Source organism: Pseudomonas sp. H11T01 (assembly GCF_048515765.1).
Classification (GTDB): Bacteria; Pseudomonadota; Gammaproteobacteria; order Pseudomonadales; family Pseudomonadaceae; genus Aquipseudomonas.
The window spans coordinates 165,102-178,259 of record NZ_JBLYED010000009.1; the positions used below are offsets into that span (position 1 = coordinate 165,102).

A 13,158-nucleotide genomic window follows, 5' to 3' on the forward strand; every position below is an offset into this window, starting at 1 on the left:
TCCAAGCCAGGCAAGTCAGCCACCATGCGCCATACTGCATAATTACCGGGAATCCTACAGGAGCTCCTGACATGGCCCGCGGCGGTATCAACAAAGCTCTGGTGCACGCGGCGCGTGACGCCCTGCTGGCTCGGGGGCTGCATCCGAGCATCGACCTGGTGCGGGTCGAGTTGGGCAACACCGGTTCGAAAAGCACCATTCAACGGTACTTGAAGGAACTCAACGGCAGCCACGCCGCCAATCAAGAAACGCCACCGAGCGTCAGTGATGAACTGCTCACCCTGGTCAGTAGTCTAGCCGAACGCCTGACCCAGCAAGCGCAGGACGCTGTGGCCGAAGAGCGCGAGTACCTCGACCGCCAGCAGGTCAGCTATACACAAGAACGCGTGCAGCTACGCGAACGTCTTGAACAAGCACTGTCCACCATCACCCGCCTCACTGGCGAACTGGAACAGCAGCGACAGTGCGAACGGCAACTGCGCGAGCAACTGCAAGACGGTGAAGGAGAGCGTCAGCAATTGCGACAGCTGGTGACGGGCCAGCAACAGCTACTTGAAGAGCGAGCCAATCGGCTGCAATCACTGGAGGACAAACACCAACATGCTCGAGAAGGGCTGGAGCATTATCGACAGGAGCAACTGGCTCAGCGTAGGCAGGAACTGCGTCGGCACGACGAGCAGACTAATCAGTTACGCCAGGAACTGCGGTCCTTGCAGAACGTGCAACTGGCCAAACAGGAAGAGTTGGTCACTGTGTACCGCGAGCACGAACGCTTGCTCAATGAACACCGTGCGCAGCAGGAGCAGCTTCGACAACAGGCCAAGACTGTTCGTGACAGTCAGCACACCAACGACACGTTGAACGAACAGTTACGCCAAACGCTGACCGACCAAGCGGTATTGCGGGAGCGGGTGAAACCTTATCTGCTGCAACACCGCGAAAACCGGCGGCAGTTGCGCGAACAGACACGTCAGATTGAGACGCTGCGAACCCTCCTGAGTCAATTGGCGCCTCCCGCCTAAAACGGGGCATTCCACTCGGTTATCGGTCGCGAAAGATACGCCGCATCTGTGTACACCACTTGATTGCCGAGCTCGCGCCTCGCTTGTTAATCAGAACGCTGAATAACACGTTCAGATTGAGAGGGCGTGAACACGCGACACGCAGCGCCTGAATCCCACTTCGAACGGCAGAACGGCAGACACTACGCAGCTGGAGTGCACACCTTGCGCAGATTAACACCACCGAGCGCGCCATCTATCGCTGCAGCAGCGATTTGGTCAACCGCCAATTAGATTGTGGATATTTTCCAACCCTGCACCGCTTTAACATCCAGCTTCCACCATTTGAAGCAAAAGTACCTTCCATTTTTCCTGCGCATCTGTTTGCGACATCGCTTGAATAGCGGGGCTAATTCTGGTGAACAAAAATTGATGGGCGTGCGTGGTGCGCACACCTCTTGGTCTGTCAGACGCGGTACCACATTGTCCAAATCAATGAACATAGCGTGCACCATTTTTAATGCTTGATTCTCCGTCATTCCACATTGCCGCTGAAGTGCGCGAACAAGGCGACGTAGATTTTTCAATCGGCGCTTGAACTGCTGCAGACTACTTGGCCAACCGCGAACAGGGCAAAGAACGACCTGACGAATCAGACGATCCACGATCTGAAACAACAAGCGCGTGGCTCCCGTCATCTCAGGATGTAGGCACATCAACAAAAAAATCTGGGAAAAGCGCCGACTCAGCCAAACCCGCTGCGCTTCCAAACGAGACGAGCGGCTCCAAAGGATAACGAGCGCAAAACACAAACATCGCCAATCACTATATGCGATCGGCTGCCAGTGCTTGAGCGAGCACTTGTCCAGGTAATGGTCATCAGTCTGGATGCTTCCAGCCAACCTTTCCCGTGTGCGCCGGTTGCGTTCATGCAGTTTGCGCCATTCAAGTTTGCCCGTACCGAGTCGTACAAGCTTGTCTAATTCGTGCGAAAACGCCTCCAGTTGGAACAACACCACCCACAATGGGTTTATTAGCACCATAAATACGATAGTGAAGCGTTTGCACAGGGCAGCTCGTAAACTTGGCGCGACTAAAACACCGCGCAAGTAACGCCTCCATTTCGTACTCGGATCATCGCACCTAAACCCCAAAAACTGTCGCTCGAAGTCCTGCCCCCAGCGCATGAGTGAGCTAGGTTCGCGCTTGATTTTGGCGGCAATGATTAAGGTATTGATAAATACGATCGCTCGTACGCGGTTGATCGCCTTTCGATACGGGCGCAGATCTAGCTTATTTGCCGCTCTGTCAGGGTCTTTCATCATGTAGTGATACTACATAAATTTTAACCTGATTAAACACCGAGCCAAAACAGGCCACAGAACGCTTCGTTATCTAGTAAATAACTAAACGACATAACAGGTAATACGTAATTATTATGTAATAGAACCATCCACCACATATAAAAAAAACATATATATGTCTAGCACACCGCTTAGGTCCACGAGTTTGTGCATTTTCCAGAAAAACAATCTTTTGGGTCGATGGAGTTTACGGCTGATAATGGCGACACCTACCACAAGGAGGCGGTGCCCCATATTGGCGACGGAGTACGGAAATGAAGATCACATACCTATTTCTGCCGAATAAACGTTTGAAGCCAAAGCTTCTGCGTCAAGTGACAAGACAACGTCTGTTACAACCAAACCCCGTGGTACGGGATGATCGCTTTAGGAGCGATAACGGCCAGTTGCGCCGGAACCGTCGGATCGTCGACAGCCAGATAGACTTCAACGCATTGTCAGCGCCACCGAACCTGCTATCGCGTCATTCGCTCTCACATGAGAGGCACTTCGATCGTACTCAACCTCTGTGGATCAGGAACCCACGCACCTGCACGCCGTTCTTTACCCCGACAACGATCAAAATCGAAACCCCCTTCATGGACATAAAACTGAAGAACGTTGATACCCGCCTAAGTGGCCCGTACTACATGACGACGGCGACGGAGCTCCGCTCCTCCAACATCGTTGCATGCCGATATTTTTCCGGCGCGACGCTCAAGCAAGCCACCCTCATGGCCGCACACTTGACGTTTGAAACAGTGTTTGCTTGGGTATCCATGCATGCTCGAGTTGCACAACGCTACAAGTACCGTGGTACCGACTTTGAGGTAGTCGATTTTCGAAAAGGATCTGCTTTGCTGTGTTCGACGGAATTTGCTGACGGGTACGCTGAGCTACGTGCGGATGCACCATCGCGCTACCCACCACAACATTTCCGCGAGCCACAGGCAATCTCCATACCCGCACACCAGACTTCAGCACAGAGGATTGCTAGGGGCTTCACAAAAAACGCTCCAAGGCGCCAGCGGATCGATCGCCAACCGAAAATGGTTCAAGATATCGTGAGGCACCACGCCAATGCGAACTGGATCTACCCAGTGCGTTCTCGTTACAGCGCAGTGGTTCGAGTCATCGTCATGGAACTTACGCGCCGCAATCAATTACTTATTGTCAGTGACCAAGTCAAGGTACCCAGCCGCAGCACTTTGTACCGGATACTTCGCGAACTCGAAATGAAATCGAGTAGAACCGGAGTATTATCAGGAATAAAATGCGCCTCCCCCCCTAACCATACTATCTATATAAAATTAGGCCAGCCGCGCCGCCCATCGGAAACAAAGTTGAAATGGTGAACCGTCACAACCATTCTAAGTTCGAGAAACGTAAGCGAACACACTAGCGTAAAGATACAGATTGATTTAATAAGCATGGAAAAAGAGCATGTACTCGCACACTGCTCTCGACTTTACGTGCTCCAAGGAACTCTGACTCACCCAAAACAAACAATGGCAACTCGGATCGTAATTCAGAGTGAAGGACTTACTTAGCACAAGCGCCCCTCGTGAGCCACATCGAACACTTAGTGGCCTGGGTAAAAGCTCTTGGCTAAAAACCAAACTGTCGTTTAACGAAGCTCTGCAGCGGGAGATCGCAAGATGATCATCACGTCAGGAAAAATCAACCTCGACGACGGGCCTGCACGTAAATCCATCCGGCGGCGACGGCAAAATTTCATCTCGGTTTTTCCATCCTTGAAGAATGGCCATTCGATGGAGTGTGATGCGGTGCTGGAATCGGCCTATTGCATTTGGTTGGAGTACGACGCCCAGGTCGTCAAATACTACACGCAGCCGCATACCTTTACCTGGTTTGATGACGATCAGCAATATGTATATACGCCGGACTTCCTCGTCGTACTCACGCACGGTGACAGCTACTTTACGGAGGTAAAGTACGATTTAAACAAACAACGGTTAAGTCGACTGGACAAAATGGACAGCTTCAATGCGCTTTGCATTCAGGAAGGTTGGGCCTTTCACCGCTGCGACCAGCAGAGTATCACCGGTTCGCCGAAATTTCAGACTCTCAAAGACCTGTACAGTCGAATAAGGCCTTACAACGAACAACAGCAAATGTACTTCTTTCACTATTTGCAAAAGCGTAGTTGGCCAACGACGTTGGGCGATCTGATGCAGGATCGCGCCGCTCCGGACATCGGAACCATTTGCTACAACCTATTCACAGGACGATTGATCGCTGATTTAACCCAGCGCTTGACGTTGGACCTCGTAGTCAATCCGGCCCTCTCTCATGAATGAAAACCTATTAGACATTGCGGTCGGCAGCCAATACATCATTAATGGCCGGACCATGGAGGTCATCTATGTCGACGAGGAACTGGTGACCCTAAGGGACTTGGAGCGCCTTTATACCCTATCCATGACAGTCAGTTCACTAGTTAGGGATCTGGCCCATCGAAACATCGTCCAATTCGCACGCCCGCCAGGGGCGGGATCCAAGGCCTTAGCTTTTCTCAATCCAGAAGACCCTCAGGTCATCGCCGCCAAGCGAAAACACTTTTATGTCGATGCGGCGCTAAAACAACTAGGAGGGTCCCTTCCTGAACAGGCAACAAAAGCACTAATTCTTAAACTCAAAAAGGAAATAAATGACCCCTCCCCCCCCTGCTACAACTCGCTGTACAAATGGTCTAAGCGCTATCTTGAGCATAACTGCGATCGATTTTGTTTACTGAAGGAACATAGTTCGGCGCCGCGTGGTAAGCGCCTAGATCTAGAAGTTGAGGCGATAATCCAAGAAATGATTAATCTGTGGTATTTCAGAACGCCGCCAGCAAAAGTAAAAAGCATACATAGCTATGTCTGCGGCCAGATCGCGTTAATTAATCGCCGCCGAGAGGGTTACTCAACCTTACTGTTGAAGAAGCCTGCACTGTCCACTGTCCAGCGAAAGATAGCCAGATTGTGCCAGTTATCCGCTGATAGTGCGCGGCATGGATCGGAATATGTAAAAAAGCACCATCATTCGAGCAAGTTCAGCGCAGAACCGGACGAGGTACTGGATCTCGCTGAAATAGATACACACCAGTTAGACATAGACGTTATCGATAAGGAGGGAAATCTACTCGGACATATCGTATATTGGACCGTTATCTTAGAGATCAAGACTCGATGCGTTATTGGCTGGGAACTTTCCGCAACTTATCCCTGTGCAGAAAAAACCATTCGCGCACTGAAAAAAGCACTTCAGGCGGTGATCGGCGAAGAACGTCGTCGAGGCAAACCCCACGCAATCCACAGCGACAATGGCTCTGAATTTTACAACATCGTAATCCATGAGTTTTTAGATCGGTTGAACATTGTTCATACTCGAGGTCCCCCCTATGTGCCAAATGCACGGGCGCGCTTAGAACGTTTTTTTGAAACCTTTGAGCTATGGTTACATGAACAAGCGGGAACCACTATGTCTAATCCTTCGGACTGTAAATATTACAATTCTGAACGGGAAGCGGCGTACACCGTAGAGAGTCTGAATCGACACGTCGAATACTGGTTGGAGAACGTTTACCACCAACGAAAGCATCGCACGTTGAATATGCCTCCGGCGACTGCGTGGGAACGAGGAATGAAAAATCGGCTGCCGCCGGAAAAGTTTTCCGAGGAAGACCTAGATATCCTATGCCGTGGTGTTCAGTATGCCAACATCACCGCTGCCGGGCGAGTACAGTTTTTATGCTTAAGTTGGTACGGCCCGAGCCTTCAGGAAATCCGTTCGAAACTAAAAAGCGGGCAAAAGGCAATATGTTATTACAACCCTTTAGATTTAGGCGAAATATGGATCGCGCACCCGGATAGGCCTCGAGAGAGAGAGCGAGCGTATGCCACACGTCCTGAGTACCAAAATAATTTAACTCTCTCAGAACATCAGACTTTGCACGCGAAGTACTTGGCAGAGGGTCGCACATTCGACGACAGTAATCCCGACGCCGCCTTATTGGAGCTTCGACAACAAATGGCCGAGGAATATCGGGATACACGTCGACTGTGTAGTAAGGCGAGAAAACAAAACGCTTCCAAACCCAAAGACCCGACAGCGAACAACCAGACTGATATTTCAGAGACCGACAATGCACAGCATAAAGTTGAGGATATCCCTAACTTCGAGGTAGAGAAGTTATGAACAATGTTGCTCAAGAAACCAACATCAACGAAATCTTGGAATCCCTATCCGCCTGTACGGTTTGGTACCCGGACTATCAGGAGGCCATGCGGCTGATTACAAAATGCATCGATACCACACATAACCGAAAAGACCCCTCTTCCGCCATGTTGATAGGTACCACCGGAGTTGGAAAAACCAGACTATGCCACATGATTGAAAAACAGCTAGGACTAGCTAATAACGTAGAGGACGACCAATGCGTGAAAGAAAAACGTCCTTGCGTTTATATTGAACTACCTGAATCCGCTACGATAAGAAGCTTGTCCATGGTGATGGCCAGAACTCTCAATGAGCACCCAAACGACATGCAAAGTGTTACCTCTCTAGAGGTTATCATCATAGAAAGACTTATTACAATGGAAGTAAAACTGGTGATATTTGATGATTTTCACCATATTGCTGAAAAAGGCAGATCAAAAACAAAAAACTCGCTATGCAACTGGTTAATTAAACTTATGAACAACTCAGGCATACCGTTTCTAATATCAGGATCGCCCGGAGCAGAAAGCACTATCAATACAATTCAAGAGTTAAGTGATCGTTTCCCCTATCGCGCCCGCCTGAAAACTCTTCCTTTAGCTGAAGAGCAAACAAAACCTGTATTGCTTGGTGTACTTGCAGGTTTGCAACGGGAAATTGTCAGATTAGGAAGTTTGAAAAGCTACCCTCACTTAACGGATCCAAACCACTACAAAGCCATATACCTGGCAACCCAGGGAAATTTTAGAAGATTAAGTAACTTGCTACATGATAGCTTCCGACTCGCCCTGATTCGAGGGGACTTCATCCTGACAATATCGGATTTTGCGAATGCTGCTGATGACCTGGCATTTTGTTGTAGCCCAAACTATTTTCGCATGAACTCTCAACAACTTAATAAAGAATTAAAAGCCAAAGCCAACCAACTATTGAAGGCTAAAAAATGAACAAGCTTTGTTACGTTGCAAAACCTCAGCAGTGGGAAAGTCCCAAAGGCGTTCTAATGCGCACAGCACTTCACAACGGTTACCGAAATGTCGCACTTATGTGTACGGCGCTGAAAGTTCCTTGTACTGGGGACGGACTAGATTTATTGACAGAAGAATCACCTATCATGAAAATTTTAGCTATGGTTACGCCAACAATCGAGCAATCAATCATAGCAAATACTTACGCGGTGAAAAATACTGAGGCTGCACTATGGATTATTGATGAGCTTTCCGTCTGCCGCTCGAATTTTCTACATCACTTCGCGTACTGCCCGAAATGCTTGAGTGAAGAGCTTATTACCGTATTTCAAGACATCCATGGATTAACCATTTGCCCTATCCATAGAACGCAAATTATCACAAAGTGCCCTGACTGCCATCAGACTGAACATTGGACAACGGCTAATTTGTTATTCTGCAAGTGTGGATCTGACCGGCGAAATACCACATGCAAAAACGCTAAATTACTCCAAGAGCAGAACCTCGAGACATTTGGCCCTGACACCTACTTACCACAGCTTTCACGAATAACCGAGATAGCACAAATATGTGAAAATATATGGTACTCAAGACAATCTGAAAATGAACAAAAACCTTGCTTTCTCCTAGACACTGTTCGGCAACATGCAACGACGATGATCACGACACAAGTAGCGAAATACCCTGGATTCACACGCACGATGCACTTATCACCCTGGGTTTCAGGTCACCCTCTGTTAGCAGAAATCGCCGGTGGCATGATTACAGAAAAATCAACCTTCAATAAAATATGCCTTACCGGACGATGCTGCGCGGACGTCCAACTAACCATAAATGAAATTATTTACTCAATAGGCAACTGGGAAGATTGGCCAAAAGACAGATCTTTCGTCTATAAAAATTTTCATCTAAATCGGCGCCCCACAGGAAAATGTTACTATCATAGTTTTACTCCTATCTGTAGGATTATCCATTTTTTAAGCGAAAGCAAACTTCATCTTAAATCCAAAAAGGAAATCAGCGAATTAAATTATCTATCTACACCAGAAGCGGGCAAACTACTACAATGCAGCAGCGGGACAGTACTGCAGTTAGCCGAATTGGGATACTTACAGAGATCCAGCCAAAATCAAAAATCAGGAAGCGGGCATCGCGCTTTAATCACTAAACTCTCGGTAAAGCACTTTCGCGACAAATTCATCCTCGTGGGACAGATCTCAAATCTTCTGAAAACAACGCCGATAAAAACAGTTCGCTTACTTAATCAACTTGGTATCTCTTCGAATCATGACAAACTCGGCCCGTATGTTTACGAGCAATATATAATACATACCGCTTGGGATAAATTAGAGAAGGCGTTGAAAAATCCCCCTTCCCTTTTCCCAATCGTTCTGTCTCCGACTCAAGGCGTCCACAACTCCTTTAAAACAATTGACTTGAGTAAAAACGTCACTGAGGAAGATTTGCTTCTGCAGCCTATATTTATTACAGAGCGCACACCCGAAGATAACAAGTGCTGCTACACAACCAATGAAGCTGCTACATTTTTAAATATCTCAGGCAAACTTTTACAGTATCGATTTGTTCTTACAGGGCTAATTACACCAGAATTTATCGATCACACCCCCCGTTATTCATTAGCTCACATAAACACTATGAACAGCCACTTACAGCAACACCTATCCATCGAACAGATCACTAGAGTATTTAGATGTGGACGAAATAAAACCAACAGACTGCTGAATTCATTCAACCTCAAACCGTCGTGCATACTACTTTATTCTAACGGAGACAAACAATCACTTTACAGCAAATCTGACATTTATGATCTTAGCACTCGCCCAACAACAAAAAAACGCAAAGGAACGATCAAGAGCAAGAGCAAGAGCAATCTAAAAAAACGAACTTCTACTTATGACTGCCCCCCACCGCCTCGTTACTAGACAACATTGACATTATTTTTCAATGCAACACATACATCAATTCAGAGCAAACTACAATCTACTTAAACAATTCCAAATGAGAAGCTCACCCCACACGCAATCTGTAGAGACATGTGCGGACTTCCGCGGATAAATACATTTCTATTCACTGGCTTACCTCCTCCCCCCTATCATCGTACACTTTTCCTTCTCCTCCCGCCTCCAAAGAAAATTTCAACGTTATCCATAGCAACATAGAGTCGCTTTTTTGAACCACCCTCAATCAAATTTCTATGCCCAGATTTCAACTTATAAAATCATTAAAAACATCATATCTGACGCTCTCAGAACTTTAACTTCAAATGACTCCGGATATTATTTTTTTATAAACTAATGCTTTTTTTCTTTACCCTTTAATGATCTACGGGCCTCAACCCATTGATCTGAAACAAGGCAATTTTATTTTCTGATGACCACCGAAGTCAGCGGGTAATCCGAGGTCGATACTCGACTCCAACAACAAGGCAGCCCGCCTTGAACTTTTGGAGAATGACATGACCACTCAGAACCTCAGCGGCAAAGTAGCTCTAGTCCAGGGCGGCTCACGCGGCATCGGCGCCGCTATCGTCAAACGCCTGGCCGCTCAAGGCGCAGCCGTTGCCTTCACCTACGTCAGCTCGACGGCCAAGGCTGAAGAGTTGCAGAACAGCATTACCGCGACCGGCGGCAAAGCCTTGGCTATCAAGGCCGACAGTGCCGATGCCGTCGCCATCCGCAACGCTGTCAGCAGCACCGTCGAAACCTTTGGTCGGCTGGACATTCTGGTCAACAACGCCGGCGTGCTGGCTGTCGCACCACTGGAAGACTTCAAACTAGAAGACTTCGATCAAACCCTGGCCATCAACGTGCGCAGCGTGTTCATCGCGACTCAGGAAGCCGCCAAACACATGACCGAAGGCGGCCGCATCATCAACATCGGCAGCACCAACGCTGACCGCATGCCCTTCGCCGGTGGCGGCCCGTACGCCATGAGCAAAGCCGCGCTGGTCGGCTTGACCAAAGGTCTGTCCCGCGACCTCGGCCCGCGAGGCATCACCATCAATAATGTGCAGCCCGGCCCGGTCGACACCGACATGAACCCGGCTGACAGCGATTTTGCTGAAACCCTGATGGGCTACATGGCTGTCGGTCGCTACGGCAAGGTCGACGAAATCGCCAGCTTCGTCGCCTACCTGGCAGGCCCGGAAACCGGCTACATCACCGGTGCCAGCCTGACCATCGACGGTGGTTTTGGCGCCTGATTCATCGCCATAAAAAACGCCGGGCAACGTTTGATCACGTTGTCCGGCGTTTTGCTGTGTCAGTGATTACCCGCTCCCGATCATGCCCACTCAAGTATTGGCAACCCGCACGCCCCAGGCTGGAAAGCCTTCAACGTCCGAATAATCCCGTCAGCGTGGGCATACTTTGCGTCCGCCATCGCCGCGTCGGGCACCGCAATTGCTGTCATCCCCGCCGCTTTCGCCGCCGTGACGCCAAAGGGCGAATCTTCGAACACCAGGCAATCCTGCGGTGCCACGCCCAGTCGCCGCGCAGCCGTCAGGAAGATATCCGGTGCCGGCTTGGCAGCGGCCACCTCTGGATCGTCAGCCGTGACGATGGTGTCGAACAGCGCAAACCAGTCACCGTGCGACGTGGTCTTCTGCCCAAAAGACTGCCGCGAAGAACTGGTGCCCACCGCAATCGGGATGTTATGGGCCTTCAAATGCCGAACCAGCTCCTGCGCACCCGGCATCGCCAACGCCCCCGGAAAACGTTCGCGCATCAGCGGCTCACGCACCCGCAAAAACTCCTCGGCGGTAATCGGTAAATCCAGCGCCTCGACGACATACCGCGCCAGATCACCCGCCCCACGGCCAATGATGTTCTGCTTGATGCTCCAGTCGAAAATCCGGCCATAACGATCGGCAATAATCTGCGTGACCTCGGTGTAAATCCCCTCGGTATCGAGCAACAAACCATCCATATCGAAAATCACGGCCTTGATCGGGCCCAACGCATTCAACTGTGCATTCATCGCATCTGATCCGTTTATCAAAATACATCCCAGGGGCGGCTCAGGTACGGCCAGTGTGTTGAACGATTAAAGGATTCAGCAGGATAACGAGCACGGTCCACATGCGGCAACAGTTTGGGGCAACTGAGTCTCGGGACGCGACCGTGGGGCTTTCAGGCTCACGGCAAAAACCAAGGGTTTTCGTCACATTTACTTATAAAACCCCTCTTAAAGCCTTATAAAAAACTTATTACCATCCCTTCAATCAAATCAACTGGTCCAGAAAAGCCGTGACGAACGCACCTACTGACGTACAAATCATCAACGGCCCGGACGGTAAACCGGCCTTCGTCGTCATTCCCTATGAGCAATACAAGGCTCAACAAGGCGAAGCCGATCTGATCCCGCACGAAGTGGTCAGCCGCATGGTGGATGGCGCCACCCCGATTCGCGCCTGGCGCGAACACTTGAACCTCACCCAGGAAGAAGTGGCAAAACGCATGGGGATTTCACAACCAGCTTTTGCGCAACAGGAAGCGGTGAACAAACCGCGCCGCGCCACACGGGAGAAAATTGCATTGGCGTTCGGGATCAAGGCGGATCAGCTGGAGGTGTAAGATCAAAAGAAAACGTGCAGATTGGGACTTTTCCGACAAGTTTTCGGGGTTGCTTTGAGCACGGTGCGCGGCTAACCTTCGCGGGTCGCTGCCAATTCAGCGAACGGGTTTCGCAGCCCGGATCAACTCTAGGCGCATAGCGTCCACCGTCCGAAAGCAGACGCTTTTTTTATGTCTGTCATTTCGTGTTATGGCGGCTGTGCGTGGGAGACCTTCGGGTCTGCCGGGTTCCTAGAGTCCCGGTCTGCGAACCCGCGTACAGCTGCCACCCTACTTTCGTTTCGCAGCGAACCGTGGCAGCTCCATTACTCTAGGAGCGTCACCATGATCAAAGTCACCCCCGATCCCCCTGAAACCGAAAACGTTTCCCCCTACGAATCCTTCGACTCGAAAAAACTCCACGACTCCGCACCTCGTGCCCTCGATCACTACCTGACGCCGCCAGTTGGCAATCCTCGAGCCTGCGTTGACCGTCCGGAACAGATCTTCGTCGTCGCCCCGGACATCAACACCCAGACACTGTTGATCAATGCCTATGAGACGTTCTCTTCATCGAGCATCCTGGCCCTGGACCTTTCTGATGACCTCGAAGGTAAGCACCGCAACCTCGCACTGGCGATTCAGCAGTTGATGGAGTTGGGGTTAATGTTGATCGACAAGGCGCTGGATCGAGAGTATTCGGTCAAGTTGTAGAGCGCGTTTGTCAGCTAAATATTTGTTGAATGGAAGACCATCGCGAGCAAGCTCGCTCCCACATTGGATCTGTGTCAGACCACAAAACCTGTGGGAGCGAGCTTGCTCGCGATAGCGGTCTGGCAGGCGATACATGTAGAAAGCCTGACTCATTCAGCAAAAAGCCCACTGACCATTCAGGTTCAGTGGGCTTTTTGTTGGGGCAACTTCCGTTGCCCACTGCCGCCTGTTCTTGCATTTTCTGGCGCAAGCTCAAGGGGCGCATGTCGGTCCACACCTCTTCGATGTAGGCCAGGCATTCTTTCTTGAAACCGCTTTTGCCGACGGAGCTTTA

The 13,158-nt window shown here is 49.8% G+C and carries 11 protein-coding genes and 1 pseudogene; 9 read left to right on the forward strand and 3 right to left on the reverse strand.

Annotated elements, in window-relative coordinates:
• Positions 1 to 71 precede the first annotated feature (71 nt).
• Positions 72 to 1,022: a DNA-binding protein gene (locus ACN1C3_RS14355; RefSeq protein ID WP_419116465.1), complete on the forward strand. Its 951-nt coding sequence runs from the start codon at positions 72 to 74 to the stop codon at positions 1,020 to 1,022.
• A gap of 269 nt (positions 1,023 to 1,291) precedes the next feature.
• Here the strand turns inward: ACN1C3_RS14355 and ACN1C3_RS14360 are convergent, their stop codons facing one another.
• Complete coding sequence (locus ACN1C3_RS14360; RefSeq protein WP_419116466.1) at positions 1,292 to 2,326, reverse strand: hypothetical protein; 1,035 nt, start codon at positions 2,324 to 2,326, stop codon at positions 1,292 to 1,294.
• Between the two features lie 293 nt (positions 2,327 to 2,619).
• Here ACN1C3_RS14360 and ACN1C3_RS14365 point away from each other — a divergent pair, with 293 nt between their 5' ends.
• The 6 genes from ACN1C3_RS14365 (at position 2,620) to ACN1C3_RS14390 (ending at position 10,759) form a co-directional block, all read left to right on the forward strand.
• Positions 2,620 to 3,699 (forward strand): hypothetical protein, encoded by a 1,080-nt coding sequence (locus ACN1C3_RS14365; protein ID WP_419116467.1) that lies wholly within the window; start codon positions 2,620 to 2,622, stop codon positions 3,697 to 3,699.
• Positions 3,700 to 4,002: 303 nt separating this feature from the next.
• Positions 4,003 to 4,665 (forward strand): Tn7 transposase TnsA N-terminal domain-containing protein, encoded by a 663-nt coding sequence (locus ACN1C3_RS14370; protein WP_419116468.1) that lies wholly within the window; start codon positions 4,003 to 4,005, stop codon positions 4,663 to 4,665.
• Positions 4,658 to 6,547, forward strand: coding sequence for a DDE-type integrase/transposase/recombinase (locus tag ACN1C3_RS14375; RefSeq protein ID WP_419116469.1), 1,890 nt, complete (start codon positions 4,658 to 4,660; stop codon positions 6,545 to 6,547). The genes ACN1C3_RS14370 and ACN1C3_RS14375 overlap by 8 nt, the downstream gene beginning before the upstream one ends.
• Positions 6,544 to 7,515 carry a TniB family NTP-binding protein gene (locus ACN1C3_RS14380; protein WP_419116470.1) on the forward strand — a complete coding sequence of 324 codons (972 nt, stop codon included), beginning with the start codon at positions 6,544 to 6,546 and terminating at the stop codon, positions 7,513 to 7,515. The genes ACN1C3_RS14375 and ACN1C3_RS14380 overlap by 4 nt, the downstream gene beginning before the upstream one ends.
• A complete protein-coding gene (locus ACN1C3_RS14385; RefSeq protein WP_419116471.1) occupies positions 7,512 to 9,479 on the forward strand; it encodes a hypothetical protein in 1,968 nt (655 codons plus the stop codon). The genes ACN1C3_RS14380 and ACN1C3_RS14385 overlap by 4 nt, the downstream gene beginning before the upstream one ends.
• 533 nt (positions 9,480 to 10,012) lie before the next feature.
• Positions 10,013 to 10,759 (forward strand): 3-oxoacyl-ACP reductase family protein, encoded by a 747-nt coding sequence (locus ACN1C3_RS14390; RefSeq protein ID WP_419116472.1) that lies wholly within the window; start codon positions 10,013 to 10,015, stop codon positions 10,757 to 10,759.
• Between the two features lie 80 nt (positions 10,760 to 10,839).
• Here the strand turns inward: ACN1C3_RS14390 and ACN1C3_RS14395 are convergent, their stop codons facing one another.
• Complete coding sequence (locus ACN1C3_RS14395) at positions 10,840 to 11,535, reverse strand: HAD-IA family hydrolase (RefSeq protein ID WP_419116473.1); 696 nt, start codon at positions 11,533 to 11,535, stop codon at positions 10,840 to 10,842.
• 269 nt (positions 11,536 to 11,804) lie between these two features.
• On the opposite strand from ACN1C3_RS14395, the gene ACN1C3_RS14400 reads away from it, so the two are divergent.
• Together ACN1C3_RS14400 and ACN1C3_RS14405 are read left to right on the forward strand one after the other, a co-directional pair.
• Positions 11,805 to 12,131, forward strand: coding sequence for a helix-turn-helix domain-containing protein (locus ACN1C3_RS14400; RefSeq protein ID WP_419116474.1), 327 nt, complete (start codon positions 11,805 to 11,807; stop codon positions 12,129 to 12,131).
• Positions 12,132 to 12,455: 324 nt separating this feature from the next.
• Positions 12,456 to 12,824 carry a DUF6124 family protein gene (locus ACN1C3_RS14405; protein ID WP_419116475.1) on the forward strand — a complete coding sequence of 123 codons (369 nt, stop codon included), beginning with the start codon at positions 12,456 to 12,458 and terminating at the stop codon, positions 12,822 to 12,824.
• A gap of 223 nt (positions 12,825 to 13,047) precedes the next feature.
• On the opposite strand, the pseudogene ACN1C3_RS14410 reads toward ACN1C3_RS14405, so the two are convergent.
• A pseudogene (locus tag ACN1C3_RS14410) lies at positions 13,048 to 13,152 on the reverse strand (MbtH family protein); the annotation flags it as partial.
• Positions 13,153 to 13,158: the final 6 nt, after the last annotated feature.